General features: G+C 70.2%; 14 protein-coding genes. 9 read left to right on the forward strand and 5 right to left on the reverse strand.

Annotated elements, in window-relative coordinates; all coding sequences use genetic code 11:
• Positions 1 to 93: 93 nt before the first annotated feature.
• The 3 genes from GH747_RS11505 to GH747_RS11515 form a co-directional block, all read right to left on the reverse strand.
• Positions 94 to 1,254 (reverse strand): ScyD/ScyE family protein, encoded by a 1,161-nt coding sequence (locus GH747_RS11505; protein WP_163695535.1) that lies wholly within the window; start codon positions 1,252 to 1,254, stop codon positions 94 to 96.
• 133 nt (positions 1,255 to 1,387) lie between these two features.
• The gene (locus GH747_RS11510) at positions 1,388 to 2,470 is read right to left on the reverse strand and encodes an LCP family protein (RefSeq protein WP_149769726.1); all 1,083 of its coding nucleotides are present in this window, start codon (positions 2,468 to 2,470) and stop codon (positions 1,388 to 1,390) included.
• Positions 2,471 to 2,542: 72 nt separating this feature from the next.
• Positions 2,543 to 3,289 carry a 3'(2'),5'-bisphosphate nucleotidase CysQ gene (locus GH747_RS11515; protein WP_149769727.1) on the reverse strand — a complete coding sequence of 249 codons (747 nt, stop codon included), beginning with the start codon at positions 3,287 to 3,289 and terminating at the stop codon, positions 2,543 to 2,545.
• Between the two features lie 102 nt (positions 3,290 to 3,391).
• Between GH747_RS11515 and GH747_RS11520 the strand changes: the two genes are divergently transcribed.
• Positions 3,392 to 4,540, forward strand: a complete 1,149-nt coding sequence (locus GH747_RS11520) for a glycosyltransferase family 4 protein (RefSeq protein ID WP_149769728.1) — start codon at positions 3,392 to 3,394, stop codon at positions 4,538 to 4,540.
• Between the two features lie 10 nt (positions 4,541 to 4,550).
• Here GH747_RS11520 and GH747_RS11525 read toward each other — a convergent pair whose 3' ends face one another.
• A complete protein-coding gene (locus GH747_RS11525) occupies positions 4,551 to 4,997 on the reverse strand; it encodes an FAD synthase family protein (RefSeq protein WP_149769729.1) in 447 nt (148 codons plus the stop codon).
• 182 nt (positions 4,998 to 5,179) lie between these two features.
• On the opposite strand from GH747_RS11525, the gene GH747_RS11530 reads away from it, so the two are divergent.
• Genes GH747_RS11530 through GH747_RS11550 form a run of 5 tightly spaced genes read left to right on the forward strand, consistent with a single transcriptional unit; the run spans position 5,180 to position 10,232 of the window.
• Positions 5,180 to 5,920, forward strand: coding sequence for a CDP-alcohol phosphatidyltransferase family protein (locus GH747_RS11530; protein ID WP_205602909.1), 741 nt, complete (start codon positions 5,180 to 5,182; stop codon positions 5,918 to 5,920).
• The gene (locus GH747_RS11535; protein WP_149769730.1) at positions 5,917 to 7,071 is read left to right on the forward strand and encodes a DUF1972 domain-containing protein; all 1,155 of its coding nucleotides are present in this window, start codon (positions 5,917 to 5,919) and stop codon (positions 7,069 to 7,071) included. The genes GH747_RS11530 and GH747_RS11535 overlap by 4 nt, the downstream gene beginning before the upstream one ends.
• On the forward strand, positions 7,055 to 8,335 hold the full coding sequence (locus GH747_RS11540; RefSeq protein ID WP_149769731.1) for a polysaccharide biosynthesis protein: 1,281 nt from the start codon (positions 7,055 to 7,057) through the stop codon (positions 8,333 to 8,335). Before GH747_RS11535 ends, GH747_RS11540 begins: the two co-directional genes overlap by 17 nt.
• The gene (locus GH747_RS11545; protein WP_149769732.1) at positions 8,332 to 9,564 is read left to right on the forward strand and encodes a hypothetical protein; all 1,233 of its coding nucleotides are present in this window, start codon (positions 8,332 to 8,334) and stop codon (positions 9,562 to 9,564) included. Before GH747_RS11540 ends, GH747_RS11545 begins: the two co-directional genes overlap by 4 nt.
• Entirely contained in the window at positions 9,561 to 10,232 is a 672-nt protein-coding gene (locus GH747_RS11550) for an arsenate reductase/protein-tyrosine-phosphatase family protein (protein WP_149769733.1), read from the forward strand. The genes GH747_RS11545 and GH747_RS11550 overlap by 4 nt, the downstream gene beginning before the upstream one ends.
• Here the strand turns inward: GH747_RS11550 and GH747_RS11555 are convergent.
• Entirely contained in the window at positions 10,217 to 11,833 is a 1,617-nt protein-coding gene (locus GH747_RS11555) for a tyrosine-protein kinase domain-containing protein (protein WP_149769734.1), read from the reverse strand. The genes GH747_RS11550 and GH747_RS11555 overlap by 16 nt on opposite strands.
• A gap of 231 nt (positions 11,834 to 12,064) precedes the next feature.
• On the opposite strand from GH747_RS11555, the gene GH747_RS11560 reads away from it, so the two are divergent.
• The 3 genes from GH747_RS11560 to GH747_RS11570 all read left to right on the forward strand — a co-directional run bounded on the left by GH747_RS11560 (position 12,065) and on the right by GH747_RS11570 (position 16,662).
• The gene (locus GH747_RS11560; RefSeq protein WP_149769735.1) at positions 12,065 to 13,591 is read left to right on the forward strand and encodes a glucosamine inositolphosphorylceramide transferase family protein; all 1,527 of its coding nucleotides are present in this window, start codon (positions 12,065 to 12,067) and stop codon (positions 13,589 to 13,591) included.
• A gap of 2 nt (positions 13,592 to 13,593) precedes the next feature.
• On the forward strand, positions 13,594 to 14,733 hold the full coding sequence (locus tag GH747_RS11565) for a GNAT family N-acetyltransferase (protein WP_149769736.1): 1,140 nt from the start codon (positions 13,594 to 13,596) through the stop codon (positions 14,731 to 14,733).
• Between the two features lie 123 nt (positions 14,734 to 14,856).
• Entirely contained in the window at positions 14,857 to 16,662 is a 1,806-nt protein-coding gene (locus GH747_RS11570; RefSeq protein WP_149769737.1) for a right-handed parallel beta-helix repeat-containing protein, read from the forward strand.
• The last annotated feature ends 2 nt before the right edge of the window (positions 16,663 to 16,664 follow it).

A 16,664-nucleotide genomic window follows, 5' to 3' on the forward strand; every position in this document is an offset into this window, starting at 1 on the left:
ACGCGCTGCGCCGACGGACGTCCGCTTGGCACGCGGGGCCTGATCAGGGGTGCGACGGGACCCGTCCCGCCGCACCCCTGCCAGCTCCGGGACCTACCGGTGATGGTGGCCGTGCCACTTCGGCAGCGGGTACTTCACCACCATGCCGCCCGGTGGGTCGGTCGGCGGCTCAGGTCCGGTCGGTGCGCCGATCAGCGCGCCGGTCGTCGCGTACAGACCCTTCGGCGACAGCTCGACGGCTGCTGGCATGAGAGCCTCGACGAAGGTCGACGGCGTCTTTGCTCCCTTCTTCAGCACGGCGATCCGTCCACCGAACAGCTCGGACACGTAGATGTTGCCCTTGCGGTCCACCGCAAGGTTCGTCGACGAGGTGAAGCCCGACGCCACCTTCTTGAACTTCCCCGTCCACGGGTGGACCTTGTAGACCGCGCCGCTTCCCGGCGCCTCGAGGCCACCTGGCAGGAGCGTGACGTAGATCCAGCCGTCCGGCCCCCACTCCAGGTCGGTCGGGACCGGGTCACCCCAGTACGTCAGACCAACGACACACTCGGGGAACCCGAACTGCGCGGCGATCTCGGGTGTCACGGTCGCCGGGATCGGCGGCAGCAGCGCCAACGTCGTGATCTTGCCGCGTGCGCTGATCCGCTGGATCGTGTTGGCGCCGGCGTCGGCGACGAACACGGTGCCGTGTGCGGCCGGGAGCGTCGCGTACGGATGCGGGTTGATGTCGCCGGTGTACTTCACGGGAGGGAACTCCGGCCCGGTCGGCACCTGCGCCAGGCACTCGTCGCTGATGTCCCGCGCGCCGTACTCGACGTCTGCGTTCGGGTTGTACTTCTCCTCGTACTTCCCCGTGTCGGCCAGCACGCGAACCTTGCCGCGCGAGTCGATCGACTTGATCCCGGTGAACCCGTTCGTGGCCGGGTCGCCGGTGAAGCCTGTCTCGGCGAAGTAGACGGTGCGGCCCTTCACGGAGACGCCGCCGACCTCCGCCCCGCCGGAGGCGTACAGCTCCGTCGGCGCGCCGCCGCGCCTGGGGACCCTGTTCAAGGTCCCTGCGAAGTTCTGGGTGACGTACGAAGTACCGTCGGCTCCGACCGCGAGGCTGAGCGGCGTCAGCAGCCCTTCGGCCAGCGTCGTCGGCGTCGGAGGCGGCGGCGGCTTGTGGCCGCCGTGCGCCTGAGCGGGTGAGATCGTCAGGGCCAGGCCGATCGCGGCTGCGGCACCGACGACGAGTACGGGTGCTCGTCTCATGGTGTGGTTCCCCCGGTGTGATTCGAGGTCGCCCGAGACCGACCGGTGGACAACTCGGTCAGGTTGACACAGGCCAGAGCGCCACCATCCAGACATTTCACCAACTCGTGGCGAGATCCTTTTCGACCGGTCGTCAGCTCACCGACGCCGGCAGACCCGCGCCGTGGGCCTCCACCCACTCGTCGGCGCGGTCCTCGCGGACCGCACCCCACAGCTCACGCCCCTTGTCGCGGTCAAGGCGTACGACGCTCTGCGCGCCTTCGCGTCCCGTGCCCCTGACCGGTGCGGTGGTGAAGGCGACGTCGGCGGCGCGCAAGCTGCGCAGCGAGATCAGGAGGCCTCGCATGTCGCCGGTGGTCCACTCGGCGTCGACGGTCAAGTGCTTCGTCACCGCATCGAGGACGCCGTAGGCCTTCGTCGGACTGGCCAGCGTGTCGCTGGACAGCGTCTGCCGCATCAGCGCACGGAGGAAGTTCTGCTGCCGCTTGATCCGGTCGAAGTCGCCACCCGCCAGTCCGTACCGCTGACGGACGTAGAGCAGCGCCTCGTCGCCGTTCATCCGGTGCTTGCCCGCCTCCCACGTCTTGTTCCGTGCGGAGTCGTGGACGGTCTCCGGGACGACGACCTCGACCCCGCCCAGCTCGTCGGTGAGCTCGCGGAAACCATCCCAGTCGACGATCGCGATGTGGTCGATGCGAAGGTCGGTCAACTGCTCCACGGTCGCGACGGCCAGGGACGGGCCCGCGATGGAGAACGCCGCGTTGATCTTGTTCTGGCCGTACCCGGGGATCGTGACCCAGGAGTCACGCGGGATGGACACGATCGACGCACCCTCACGGTCCGCGTCGACGTGCAGGACCATCAGCGAGTCGGTGCGCTGCTCGCCCGGCAGCCATGCGGGTGCCTCAGCGTCGTCGCCTGTCGTGGGCTCGTCCGACCGCCGGTCGGTGCCCATGACGAGGATGTTCACCCCGTCGCCCTTCGCCGGGGCGGGGCGGTTCTCCAAGCCGGAGAACGCGTCCTCGACGCGGTCGACCTGGCCCACCAGCCGCTCCTGCAGGTACCAGGCGGTGCCGCCGAGGGCGAGCGCGAGCACCACGAGGCACGCCAGTAGGCCGAGAAGGACCTTACGCAGGGTGTGCCTTCGGCGTGCGGGCTCGGTCGGCGGCGACGCGTCGTCGGACGTGGACTCGTCGGTCGTAGGGCTCTCGTTCATCGCAGCGTCAGCGTACGCATGTCGGTGCCTTCTCCGCGCGCGAACGAGCCGATCGACGGGGTGAGGCTGACCTCAACCGAGACGGCTCGCGACGAACGTCGCGACGGTCTCGGCAAGCTCGGGGCGGCACACGAGGAGGTCTGGGAGCCACGGGTTCTCTCGGTTGTACTCGAGCGGACTGCCGTCGGCGCGACTGGTGGAAAGCCCGGCGGCTCGCGCAACCGCCACAGGGGCGGCCGAGTCCCACTCGTACTGCCCGCCGGCGTGAACGTACACGTCGGTCAGGTCGCGGACGACCGACATCACTTTCACGCCTGCCGACCCCATCGGGACCAGCTCGGCCCCGATCTCCTCGGCGAGCTCACCGACGAAGGCGGGCGGGCGGCTGCGGCTGACTGCGATCCGCACCGGCCCGTCGCGTCGCGGCGGGACGCTCAGCGGCGACGCCGTGCTGAAGATCTCCCCCAGGGCGGGCTGCGCGACCGCGCCGACGGTCAGGTCGCCACGCTCCCAGAGCGCTACGTGGACGGCCCAGTCGTCGCGCGGGGGCTCGGAGAACTCGCGGGTGCCGTCGAGCGGGTCGATGATCCACACGCGCTCGGCCGAGACCCGCACCCGATCGTCGGCAGCCTCCTCGCTGAGCACCGCGTCGTCCGGCCGGTGCTCCGCCAGCAGCCGCGCGAGCACCGCCTGGCTGGCCGCGTCCCCGGCGTCCTTGAGCGCCTTTCCCTCCAGTCCGCCGCGGCGGACCTCCAAGAGCTCCGTACCGGCCTGTTCGGCCAGCCAGACTGCCAGGGCGCCGTCGTCAGCGAAGGTCATGCGGCCATTCTGTCGTGCGCTGGCGATCACTCGACCTAGCCCCCCCCTCGGGCGCCGCGCCCGCTACGCTGACGTGGCGCGACACGAGGAGGACCACACCGCATGCCCCCGTCCAGGACGCCTCGCGGCACAGTGCTGGTAGCCACGCCGTCGGCCGACGTCTACGGCTCTGACCTGCAGCTGCGTGAGACCGTTCGCGCCCTGGTCGCAGCCGGCTGGCGGGTCCGCGTGGCCACCGGGAGCGACGGCCCTCTCGTCGCGATGATGCAGGCCGAGGGCGCCGAGGCCGCCGCCCTCGGGTTCCCTGCGCTGCGGAGGGCGTACGCATCCCCGGTCGGCCTCCTGCGCCTGGTGCGCGACGTCGCGGCTGCGGCACCCCGCGCCTGGCGGCTCGTGCGCCGTACCCGTCCCGATGTCGTGCTGGTCAACACGCTCACGCTCCCGTGGTGGACCGCCCTCGCACGCACGTGCCGCGTCCCTGTCGTGTGCCACGTCCACGAGGCCGAGCAGTCGGACCCGCGTCCGCTGCGGATCGCCCTCGCCCGTCCGCTCTCGTTGGCGACGACGGTCGTCGCCAACAGCAGCGCCACGATCGCCGAGCTCGCCGACGTCAACCCCCGACTCGGCGGGCGGGTCCGGCTCGTCCACAACGGCGTACGCGGGCCGGGTCCCATCCAGGCACCCCCGCCCGAGGGCCCTCGGCGTCTGGTCGTCGTCGGGCGTCTGTCCGTGCGCAAGGCCCCTCACGTCGCGCTCGACGTCCTGGAGCGGCTCCTCGCACAGGGGCGGGACGTTGAGCTCGCGCTCTGCGGGAGCGCACTCCCCGACCAGGCGGCGTACGAGGCGGAGCTGCACGCGCGCGCCTCGACCTCGCCGTTGGCCGGGCGGGTGCAGTTCGCCGGGCACGTGGCACCGGTCTGGCCTGAGCTCGGGCGGGCCCACGTGCTGCTCGCACCCTCGCGCGGGGAGTCGCTCGGCAACGCCGTGATCGAGGCTCAGCTCGCCGGTCGGGCGGTCGTGGCGACCGCCGTGCAGGGACATCTCGAGTCGGTCGTCGACGGTGAGTCCGGACTCCTGGCGCCGGTCGACGACGCAGACGCGATGGCGTCGCAGGTCGCGCGGATCCTCGACGATCCCGAGCTGTACGCCGCGCTGGTCGCCGGCGGTCGAGCGCGCGCCGAGGAGATGTTCTCGCCGCAGCGCTACGCCGAGGAGATGCAGGACGTGATCGCGTCAGCGGCAGACCGCTGAGCCGGAAGTCTCAGGCCTCGGCCGCCAGCGCGGGGGCGCCGCCGACCTGACGCAGCGCGCGCCTGAGCTGGGTGCTCGACGTGTGCACCGTGTAGGGGAAGTAGACAACCTCCACGCCCACGGTCGCGAAGTCACGCTCGAGCTTGTCTCCCCGCGGTGTGCCGCGCCAGTCGTCGCCCTTGAAGATGCGGTCGAAGCGCAGCACCTCCCACGTCGCAAGCTTGTCCGGGACGACCTCGACGTGGACATCGTCCACCACGTTGATGTGCCGCACGATCTCGACGCGCTCCGCGACCGGCACGAATGGTTCGAAGCCCTTCGCGTGCGCGCACATCTCGTCGGAGACGACGCCGGCGATGAGAAAGTCGCAGCGGGCCTTGGCCTGCTTGAGCACATTGAGGTGGCCGACGTGGAACAGGTCGTAGACCCCGGGTGCGTACCCGACGACGTGGCTCATGGCATCCCCTCTCCGAGACTTCCAGCACGAGAGTAGAGCGACAGAGGGGCATCTCGTCGCGGAATGTCCATAATCGCCCCCGCTCGGCCAGGGGCCGCCCGAATCCTCGCGTTCCGCCGCGGCTCGGCCCACGCAGGTGGGAGACTGTCGTGCGAAGACCGCACCCTTCACCGAGAGTCCCCATGCCTGTCACCGAGATGTCGCGCACGTCACGAATCCGCTCCAACGTGGCGGCGCTGTCGGCCGCTCAGAAGCCGTCGCGAGGCACCGCCGCGTACTCCCGCTACGTGAACCGCCCGCTCGGTCGGCGTGTCGCGGCGGTCGCGGCGGCCTTCGGGGTGACGCCCAACCAGGCCACCGCCGTGAGCGCCACGCTCTCGTTCTCAGGCCTCCTGCTCCTCTGCCTCGCCGACCCCAGCCTCGGCGTCGGCATCGCCGTGTCCCTCCTGCTCGCCGGCGGGTACGTCATGGACTCGGTCGACGGGCAGATCGCGAGGCTCACCGGCACCGGTTCGCGCAGCGGCGAGTGGCTCGACCACACCGTGGACTGCTTCAAGACCTGTAGCTTCCACCTCGCGGTGCTGATCTCGTTCTACCGCTTCCCCCCGGTCGAGCCCGAGTGGGCGCTGCTCGTCCCGGTCGGGTTCCAGATCGTCGACATGGTGACGTTCTTCGGGCTGATCATGATGCCGCTGCTGCGCCAGGGCACCCCGGCTCCGTCCGACGACCTGACTCCGGAGAACCCGCTCCGCACGTGGGCGATCCTGCCGACCGACTACGGCATCTTCTGCTGGGTCTTCGTGCTGATGGGATGGCCGACTCTCTACTTCGCCGGCTACACCGCGTTGTTCGCGATCAACGCGCTCGTCCTGGTGGTCGTCCTCCGCAAGTGGTGGCGCGAACTGAAGGCGATGGACCGATGAAGGTGGCACTGATCGGCACCCGCGGGGTCCCCGCCCGGTACGGAGGCTTCGAGACCGCAGTCGAGGAGATCGGGCGACGTCTCGCCGACTCCGGCCACGAGGTCTGGGTCTACTGCCGCACCGTCGAGGACGAGGACCGCCCGCGGACCTACCTCGGGATGCACCTCGTCCACCTGCCGGCGGTCCGCCGCAAGACCCTCGAGACGCTGTCCCACACCGCGCTGTCCGTCGCGCACGCGGTGACCCGCAGACGGCGCTTCGACGCGGCGGTCGTCTTCAACGCCGCCAACGCGCCGTTCGTCCCGGGGCTGAGGCTGCGTCGGACCCCCGTGGCCGTCCACGTGGACGGCTTGGAGTGGCAGCGGGCGAAGTGGAGCGGCGCGGGTCGGCGCTACTACCGGACGGCCGAGTCCGCGTCTGTCCGGTGGGCCGACGCGCTGATCGCCGACGCCGTCGGCATCGCCGACTACTACGAGGACGAGTTCGGCGTCGAGACCACGTTTGTCCCGTACGGCGCACCGATCCTCGACTCCTCGGCCGCCGACCGGATCGCTGAACTCGACCTGACGCCGGGTCGCTACCACCTCGTGGTGGCGCGCTTCGAGCCTGAGAACCACGTCCGCGAGATCGTCGCCGGCTATCGCGCGTCGCGCGCCGACCATCCCCTGGTGGTGGTGGGGTCGGCCCCGTACGCCGACGCTTACACCGCCGAGATCGAGGCGCTCGCCAGCGACGACCCTCGCATCCGCTTGGTCGGCGGGGTCTGGGACCAGGCTCAGCTCGACCAGCTGTACGCGAACGCTGCAACCTATCTCCACGGCCACTCCGTCGGCGGCACCAACCCGTCGCTGTTGCGAGCGATGGGAGCCGGAGCGCCGGTCATCGCCTTCGACGTCGTGTTCAACCGTGAGGTCCTCGGCGACGCCGCACCGGTGTTCAGCTCGCCCGACGATCTCGCCCGACTCGTCGAGAAGGCCGAGGGCGACCCGGAGGGGACGCGCGCGTTGGGTCGATCGCTGCAGGAGCGGGCCTCGCGCCGCTACCGCTGGGAAGACGTCGCAGACGCCTACGCCGACCTGCTCGAACGACTGACCCGTGGGTACTCCACCCGTGGCGCAGCATCGGGGCGTCGCCTTGGCCACGCCGACTGACGACGCTCCGCGCGGCCGGCGGGTCCCGACCGCGCTCGTGGCGCTGGTGGCCCAGGCCACCCAGACGGGCGTGAGCTTCCTCCTTCAGGTCGCCGCCGCCCGCTCCCTGGGCGCGGACGGGTTCGGCGTGTACGCCCTCCTCTTCGGTGCCGTGGTCATGACGACGGCGGTGACGACGGGACTCGTCGGCGACAGCCTCACGGTCCTCGACCGCCGCGATGCGCGAACGCGTTCAGCACTTGTCGTGCTTGCGGCGACCAGTGTCGTGGCCGCGACCGTGCTGTCGTACGCGGGCGCCATCGTCTGGACCTCGCTCTCTCCCTCGGGATGCCTCACCTTCGCGGTCGCCACTGGCGCGTTCGTCGCGGCCGACCTTGTACGTCGCCTGCTCATGGCCACAATGCACTTCTGGCGTCTGGTCGTGGGTGACCTCGTCTCGCTGGTCGTGACGGCCGGGGTCGTCGTCGCGGTGCTCGCGCAGCCGGGCGCCCCGACGGTCGCTGGGTTCCTGCTCGCGCTCGCTGCCGGGCAGGCCGCCTCCGGCGTGACGGGTTGGCTGCTTGTCCCCCGGCACGAGCGCTCCGTACGCCCCTGGGCGCGACCCGACCTCGCCCGCGTGCTCCGTTTCGGCACGTGGCGCGCCGCCCAGCAGTTCGTGCGTCCGACGATGCTCAACGTCATGCGGTGGACCGTGCTCGCGGCCGCGGGCGCGGCGGCCGTCGGCGAGCTCGAAGCAGCGCGTGTCTACGTAGCACCCGCGATGCTGGTCGTCCAAGGTTTCGGCTCGTACCTGCTCTCGTCGTACGCGGCCAGCAGCGACCACACCCTGCAAGCGCTGCTCACGAGAGCCGACCGCGCAGCGGCGACCATGCTCGCAGCCACCCTCGGTGCGAGCCTTCTCTCCGTCGTGGCGCTCCCGGTTCTCGGGCCGGTGGTCACCGGCGGTTCGTTCGAGATCGACGTCATCGCCGTCGTGGGGTGGGCCGTCTACGCGGGATCGTGCGCGGCCGTCCTGCCGTACGGGAGCCTCGCAGCTGTCCGCGGCCGCCCGGGCCAGGTCTTCGGCATCCGCGTGTCTGACTCCGTCTTGTCGATCGCTCTGCTCGTTCTCGCCCTCCAGCTGGGGTCACCTACGCAGTGGGCCCCGCTGTGGATCTCGTTCGGCTCGTTCGCCGGCGGCATCCTCTGCCGCCAGCTCCTCATCGTCCCTGTCGTCCGGCGGGAAGCTCCCGCGACGGACACGCCTCGAGCGGTCGTCCGATGAGCGCGGCCACGTCCCTCGACACGCGAGCGCCGTCGAATCCGACCGCCGACGGCAGCCCATTCAGCCTGCGGATCCGGTTCACGCGGCTCCAGCTGATCATGATCCTGCTGGTCGTCTCGGCGATCTCCTGGAGACGAGGCGTCTACTACTCCGGCGGGGCCGACGTCGTGGTCGTCGCCAAAGCGATGCTCACCGTCATCGCGCTCGGCCTGGCGTTCACACTGCCGAAGCCCGACCGCCGTTGGAGCCAGGTCGAGGTCACGCCCGTGCTCGGGTTGCTCGGATACCTCTCCATCGCCGTCATCAGCTCCCTGCTGATCAGCGACGAGACCGTCGCGTCGATGATCCTCGTCATCCGGCTGTCGATGCTCGCTGCGGCGCTCGTGCTCCTGGCTCGGGCACGACCGTGGGACGAGGTCGTCAACGCGATGCTCGTCGCCATGCTGGTGGTCGTGGTGTTCGCGACCCTGACCGGCGTCGGCACGCTCGCCAGCGGCCGGCTGGAGGGCGGTATCCCGCCGATCGGCCCCAACCAGGTCTGCCTCATGTTCAGCCTGCCGGCCCTCGCGGTCGCGCACCGCTGCATCTTCGGGTCGGCGACCATGTTCGACGTCGTCAGTCTTCCCCTGCTGCTCGGGCTCGTGTGGGCGACGGGCTCCCGGACCGGTCTGGCGGCCCTCGTCCTCGCCATGGCGATCATCGTGGTGCTGGCGCCCAGGATCTCGATCCCCGTGTTCGCGGCCGCTGTGATGAGCGTCCCCGCCGTCGCCGCCGTCGTCGGCCTCACCTCGGTGATGGCGGAGTTCGTCGGGCGAGGTGACACCGCGAGTCTGCTCACCCTGAACTCTCGTACGGTCGCCTGGTCCGCCGCGATCGACTATCCGAGCAACCTCCTCGAACGCCTGATCGGCGGCGGGCTGGCCCTGCGTCAGATCCCCGTGTCCGCGATGTACCGCGACACCCAGATCCTCGACAGCACGTGGGTGTCCGCGTACCTGCAGGTCGGCCTGCTCGGGGTGCTCGCGCTGGTGCTGGCGATCGTCACGACCCTGGTGGCGGCGCGCCGCTGCGGACCCACGACGCGCGGCTTCTTCGTTGCCGTGATCGTGATGCTGGCCCTCGTCAGCATCTTGGAAAGCGGCCTCTTCGACACGTCCGTCAGCTTTATCGTGTTCTTCACGACAACGCTGGCGATCTACGCCCACCCGAAGCGAAAGCAGATGGCATGAAGTTCCGCATCCTCACCGTGTGCTCCGCCAACGTCTGCCGCTCGCCATTCATCGAGACGTTGCTGAGCCGTGCTCTGGCCGACAGCCCCACCCACTTCGTCGTGGCGAGTGCCGGCGAGAACGCCGCCGACGGGCAACACGCTTGCACCGTCGTCGCGCAGGATCACGGGACCTCCGACGCCGAGCTCATCGCTCACCGGGCGACGACCCTCTCCACGCGGGCCGTCGAGGCTGCCGACCTCGTGCTCGCGGCCGACCGTCCGTCGCGGGCCGCGGTGGTGCGACTGCAGCCCACGTCGCATGCCCGGGCGTTCACCCTCCGCGAGGCGGCCGTTCTCGCCGAGCACGCCGTCGGCACGGAACGCCCCACGCACGACGACCCTGTCGATGCGCTCCTCGCGCTCGTCGCCGAGATGTCCGACCTGCGGGGGACCGTCGAGATGCCACGAAGCACTCGGCACCGCGTTCCTCGCAAGCCCTGGCGACGCGTCGAGGTGCACGGCAACGACGTGCCAGATGCACACAAGGCCGTCGATCCTGTCTCGCACGCCGTCGTGTCGCGCATGATCATCGAGAACGCCAGCACCATGGCATCCGTGCTCAGCACGGTCGTCCGATCCGCCTCCGACGGCACCGGGCCCGGGCAGGCCCGTTACGTGCTGGGCTGAACGCGTCCGGACACCGCGTCAGCTGAGGCATCGTCGGCATCGTCGCCGTCGACCTCGTCGTGCTCATCGTGCTCGAAGTGGTAGCCACGGGCGAGCGCATCGGTGACGGCGGGCATGATCGCGGTGGTGACCGCTGGCGGCTGGTGGTGGTCGTCGTCCTCGACGTCTGCGTGCGTGATGCCCTCGCCCCGGGCGGGAGGCTCGTTGGTGGTCGGAGACAGCTCCGTGCGTTGTGATGTCACGTCGGCGGCGTACGCGTGCTCGCCTGAGCGCCCCTCGCGGCGAACCCCCACCACCACGGTGCCGAGCACCTTGACCCGTGCCGCGTCTGCCTTGTCGAGCGAGCGGGTCAGGTCCTCTTTGAGCGACTTGCCTGAGCGGACCACCAGCAGGAGTCCGTCGACCTTCTCCCCGAGCACGGTGGCGTCGGTGACGGGAAGCATGGGCGGCGCGTCGTACACGACGACGTCGAAGCGCTCCGACAGGGCTTCGACGAGGTTGCCCATCGCCGTCGACTCCAGAAGCGCGACGGGGTCTGGGGGAAGCGAGCCGGCCGGCAGGATCTGGAGCAGGGCGTGGTTCCAGCTGACGAGGACGTCGTCGAGCGTCGCCGCTCCGACGAGCACGTCCGAAAGGCCGAGGTTGCCATCCACACCCAGGTAGCCGGCGGCGCGTGGACGGCGCAGGTCGGCCTCCACAAGACACACCGACGCACCGCCCTGGGCGAGGCTGATCGCGAGGTTGCACGCAGCGGTGCTCTTGCCCTCGCCCGACAACGGTGATGTGACGACGAAGTGCCGCACCTCGCGGTCGATCGAGGCGAACCGCAGCGCGGTACGGATGGTGCGGAAGCGCTCGGCAGCCTCCGACCGCCAGTCGAGCGCGACCAGCGGCATGCGCTGCGAGGCCGCCTGGTGGGACGTCGTGCCCAGCGGCGAGATGCCGGTGACCTCACGGACGTCGTCCGCGCTCTTGATCCGTCGGTCGTAGTGATTGCGGACGACGGCCGCCACCATGCCCGCCGAGAGGCCGAGGAGCGCACCCAGCACGAGGTTGATCAGCGTCCGCGGCGACGACGGCGAGATCGGCGGCGTCGCCGGCGCGGTGATGGAGACCCTGACGTTGCTCTCCGGCTCGCCGGTGCGTGAGACGGTGCCGTTGCTCTCGATGTCCTCGATCACGGCGCCCAGCGACTCGGTCACGGCGTTTGCGATGAGAGCCGCCTGATCGGGATCCTCGTCAACGACGGAGACCTCCATCACCACCGTGTCAGGCGGGCTCGTCATCGAGGTCTTTCGAGCAAGCTCACGGACGGTCAGGTCGAGCCGCAGGTCGATGATGACCGGCTCGAGGACCCGCGGGCTGTCGACGAGCGAGGTGTACGACTTGACCCGCTGCACGGCGAACTGCGAGTTCTGGAAGTTCTGCGCCTGCTGGCCGCTGCTGCCGTCGGAGACGTTCACGAAGGCCGTCGCTGTCGAGGTGTAGCGGACGGTCGCGGTCGCGTTGTACGCGACGGCTGCGAGGATGCCGACCACGAGGAACGACACCCACACACGCCAACGCCGCTGAAGGATGGCGGCGTACTCCGAGAAAGTCACGCGTCACCTCCGGCTCTCTCTCGACGCCCGACGACACCGTGCCCCGAGCCTCTCCAGCATAGTGACCTGCTGGGCCACTGTCTCGAAGGTGGTGAAGTCACCCGCTCGGGCGAGCCAGACTCCGCGAAACGGCCCGGAGGGCCCCCGACGATGGTTATGATTTCGGTTCCGACAGGAGGGGCCGTTGGTCGGACTTTCTGCCATGCCCTCTCGACTTCCGGACGGGGGACCGTGCACGTTCAGATCCTGCTGCGCCGCGACCGCGTTCGGCGCTGGCACCACGACCTCGTGGCTGCGCTCGACGCACTCGACGTCGTCGACGGCGTCAGCACCGCGTGGGTGACAGGGGCGTACGATCCCGACCCACGCCTGGAGCGTCTTCTGCGCACCGACCGTCGTCTCCACCACCTCCCTGCCGGCCGCTGGGCCTTGGCGGACCCGGCTCCGCTCGAGGCCCGCACGGGGGCCGGTTCTCTCCAGCCGGACCTCACCCTCGACGTCGTCGGGGCGGATGTCCACGGCGGTCCCACCTGGGGGCTGACGTTCGACGGCAGTGCGGGAGACGACGCCGCCGTCGCCGCCCTGCTCGCCCGCCGACCTCCGGTGGTCGCGGTCATCGATCGCGTCGACGGGACGACGCTCGCCAGCGGACGGCCTGGAAGCGAGCACCCCGGGCTGCTCCCTCGCGCGCTCGACGACCTCGTTGCCGGCGTCACCACTCTGATCACCACCGCGATCAGGCTGCGTGATGTCCCTGGCGCCGACGTACCCGGCTTCTCCCCCGACCTGCGGGGCACCGCTCCCGAGGACCGCGCGACAAACGGCGTCGCGACCTCGTGGTCTCGCCGCGTGGCAAAGACTGCATTCCATGCGGGCGTCCACGGCGTCTACCGCCGACTGTTCCGTGCTCCGCACTGGCGAGTCGGTTGGAGATTCGTCGACGCCGAGGATGTGATCGACCTCGAGACCGTGACGACGACGCAGTGGAACCGCCTCCCCGACGACGGCTACCACTTCTATGCAGACCCCTTCCCCTTCCTCCACGACGGACGCCACCACCTCTTCGTGGAGGACTACGACCACCGGGTCGGCCGGGGCGTGGTCTCCGTCGTCGAAATGACGCCGGAGGGCCCGGTCGGCACCCCGTACCCCGTCCTCGAGCGCCCTTACCACCTGTCGTACCCGTGGGTCGGCGAGGACGAGGGCGAGCTGTGGATGATCCCCGAGTCGTCGGCTGCCGGCACGCTCGAGATCTACCGCGCGGCTGCCTTTCCCGACCGGTGGGAGCATGTCGCGACCCTCCTCGAGGGTGCCGAGATCAGCGACGCCACACCGTTCCGCCACGCGGGCAGATGGTGGATGACGGCGACCGTGCGCCACGGCGGCTCGTTCTCCGACACGCTCCACGTCTGGCACGCTGACCGCCTCCGCGGGCCGTGGACGGCCCATGCGGCCAACCCCGTCCTGGTCGACATCGCGACCGCCCGACCCGCAGGGCGGGTCGTCGAGCGCGAGGGGCGACTTCTCCGCCCCGTGCAGGACGGCCGCACGGGCTACGGGGCAGCCCTCGCGCTCACCGAGATCACGCGGCTCGACGAGACCGCCTTCGAGCAGCGTCACGTCGCATCGCTCTCCCCCGGCGGTACCTGGGGAGGGTCTCGCTTGCACACCCTCAACCGCGCAGGACGGCTGGAGTGCATCGACGGCTCCGCACGGTCGCCGCGGATCCGCCGACGACCCGCCGCCGAAAGGACCTGACCATGCTCGACATCCAGATCGAGACACCCTTCGACTTCCGCTCGGAGGAGTACCACCGCCTGTACGACTCGGCGGGTGCGACCGCGTTCCAGCACCCCGTGTGGCTGCACCACCTGTACGCGGACCTCGCACCCAGGCGCGGCGCCGACCCATTGGTCGTTACCGGACGCGACGCGGCTACGGGACGCCTCCTGCTGGTCCTCCCCCTGGTGCGCCGGCGAACCGGCCCGTTCCGCCGGATCGAGTTCGCCGACCTCGGAGTCAGCGACTACGCGAGCCCGGTGGTTGACGGCTCGCTCGACGTCGGTGACCTCGTCAAGTCCGGGGTGCCCGGCGAGATCCGGCGGTGCCTCGGTCGGTACGACCTCCTGCGCATCGACAAGATCGCATTCCGCCCCGACGAGGTGCACGCACTCCTCGGGACCCGCCGGCCACGCCGCCACCGCTACGGCCGTTGGCCTGTCCCGCTCGACCCCCCGACCTTCGACGACTGGACCGCGTCGCTCGACCCGGCGTTCGCGCGGCACCTCGTGAGCCGTCGCAAGAAGCTCCGCCCCAAGGGCGTCATCGACTTCCGCGAGCTCACAGACCCGTCCCAGATCGCCGACGCGTTCGACGACATGCGACGGTTCCGCGCGGACCGGTTCGCGGACCGGCGGGCCATCGATCTCGTCCAGGACCCCGACTGCTTCGACTTCTATCTCAAGGTCGCCCAGACCAGCGCCGCCGAGGGCGGGCCGGGCCGCACTGCGGCGATCACGGTCGACGACGCGTACGCCGCAGTCTCGTTCGGTCTCCTTGAGCCGGACCGGCTGGTGTGGCTCCTGGTCGGCTACGACTTCAACCGCTACAAGCGACAGGCGCTCGGTCTACTGGTGGTCGAGGACGAGATCCGGGCATCGTACGACCGTGGTGAGCGTGTCTTCGACCTGACACTCGGTGACGAACCGTACAAGGCGAGCTTCGGGGCCGTCGGGCGCCCGGTGTCATCCACCACCGCGCCCCGCACCGCCCGTGGCCTTCTGCTCGACCAGTGGGAGCGGGCCGACGACCGCGGTCGCGCCGCCGCCAAGCGTGCCGTCGCCTACAAGGAGGAGAAGCTCGACCCCTTGCTCGAGCGCTTCCGACGCGACGCGTCGTAGACCCAGCGACACCATCGGTCGCCACGTCCCTTTCGGTCCGGATTGCCGGGTACGTCCCCTCATGCACAGAATGCAGGGAGGGATGGCTCGCGGGATTCCGTCGTCACCAGGGGGTAGTGGCGTATGCCGGAACTGGCACGCACATCGAGCACCGACACGGCGCCCGGTCCGTTCATCCTGCCGATTCTCGCCGCCTCCGCGCTCGCGATCGCCCTGATTCCGGGCGGGAGCCCACCCGCGCAGGCGGGGAGCGCGTCCCCTGAGCGGGCGTCCGTCGAGTCCCGCTCCGGGATCGTGCTCGCCGCAGCCGCAGGGCGGACCTACGTCGTGGCGACGAACGGGAACGACCGCGCTGTGGGCTCGATCAGTGCTCCGATGCGTACGATCAGCGCGGCCGTCGCTCGAGCTCGCTCCGGAGACACCGTCGCGATCCGGAAGGGGACCTACCACGAGTCGGTGAAGGTCCCCGATGCGAAGCGTCTCGTGCTGCGTGCCCACGCCGGCGAAAGGGTCGTGCTCGACGGGAGCCGGCGCGTGACCGGCTGGAGCAGGTCCGGGAAGAACGTCGTCACCAGCTGGACGACGCGCTTCGACTCCAGCCCGACCTACTCGTGGGGTGTTCCCGACAACAGCGAGGAAGGCTGGCAGTTCGTCAGTCGCCGCTACCCGATGGCCGCGCACCCCGACCAGGTATGGGTGGGCGCTGCTCGCTTGCGGCAGGTCGGCTCGGTGGCTGCGTTGCGACCGGGAACGTTCTACGTGGACTACGCCCGCGGTCGGCTCTTCCTCGGTCAGTCTCCAGGCAAGCGAGAGGTGCGGGCGAGCGCGCTTGCCAAGGCTCTCAGCCTCCGGTCGCCTGGCACCGAGATCAGAGGCATCGATGTGCGGCGGTATGCGCCATCGGTCCCGCACATGGGTGCGGTCACCATCACGGGCGCCCGCACACGCCTCGTGGACATGTCGATCGACGAGAACGCGACGACCGGTCTTCACGTCGCCGCACGCAACGTCGTCCTCGACCGCGTCCGTACCCGGTCCAACGGCATGATCGGCGCAACCGCGACCTACGCAGACGGCCTTCGGATCACCCGGATGGAGAGCCGTGGCAACAACACCGAGCGCTTCAACACCTCGCCGGTAGCCGGCGGCATGAAGATCGGGCGTACTCGTGGCGTGGCCGTACGCCGAAGCGTCTTCCGCGGGAACCGCGGGACGGGCCTGTGGCTGGACGAGTCGGTGGACGGCGCCAAGGTGCTCGACAGCCGGATGGTCAAGAACCTCCGCCACGGTCTGTCCGCTGAGATCTCCGCCAACGTCCTGGTCGCAGGCAACTTCGTCTCGGGCAACCGCGGCCACGGCGTGAAGGTCAACAACACCAGCGGCGTCTCGATCTGGAACAACACCATCGTCGGCAACGGGCGGGCGGTGAACGTCGTGCAGGACGCACGAAGACCGACGTCACGGACGACCGCCGGACGCGACCCGCGCCGAGCCTTCCCCGACCGACGCATGACCTGGCGCATCGCTCGGGTGACGGTCCGCAACAACATCCTGTCGATCAAGGCCGGTCGCGCCACGTGCGTGCTGTGCGTGGAGGACTACACCGGCAGGCGCACCGCTCGGCAGATGGGCGTCACCGCGAGGGGCAACGTCTACCGTCGCCCTGGCAGACGGCCCGCGTGGCTCGTCGTCTGGTCACGCGGCCCGCGCAATCCAGCGACGTTCCGGACGATTGCGCAGTTCAGGCGGGCGACATCTCAGGAACGGCGCCATCTGCACGTCAAGCGCCAGCGCGTCGCCACCAGCTCGGGCGCTGCGACCCGCTACGTCGCCCGCAAGGCCCGCCGCATCGCGTCACCGCTCCCGAGCAGCGTCGCAGCCGCGGCCTCACGGGCCCGTGGACTCCGCGTGCTCGGCCGGTGGCGCTGACC

This window comes from Mumia xiangluensis, from assembly GCF_010994095.1.
Taxonomy (GTDB): domain Bacteria; phylum Actinomycetota; class Actinomycetes; order Propionibacteriales; family Nocardioidaceae; genus Mumia; species Mumia xiangluensis.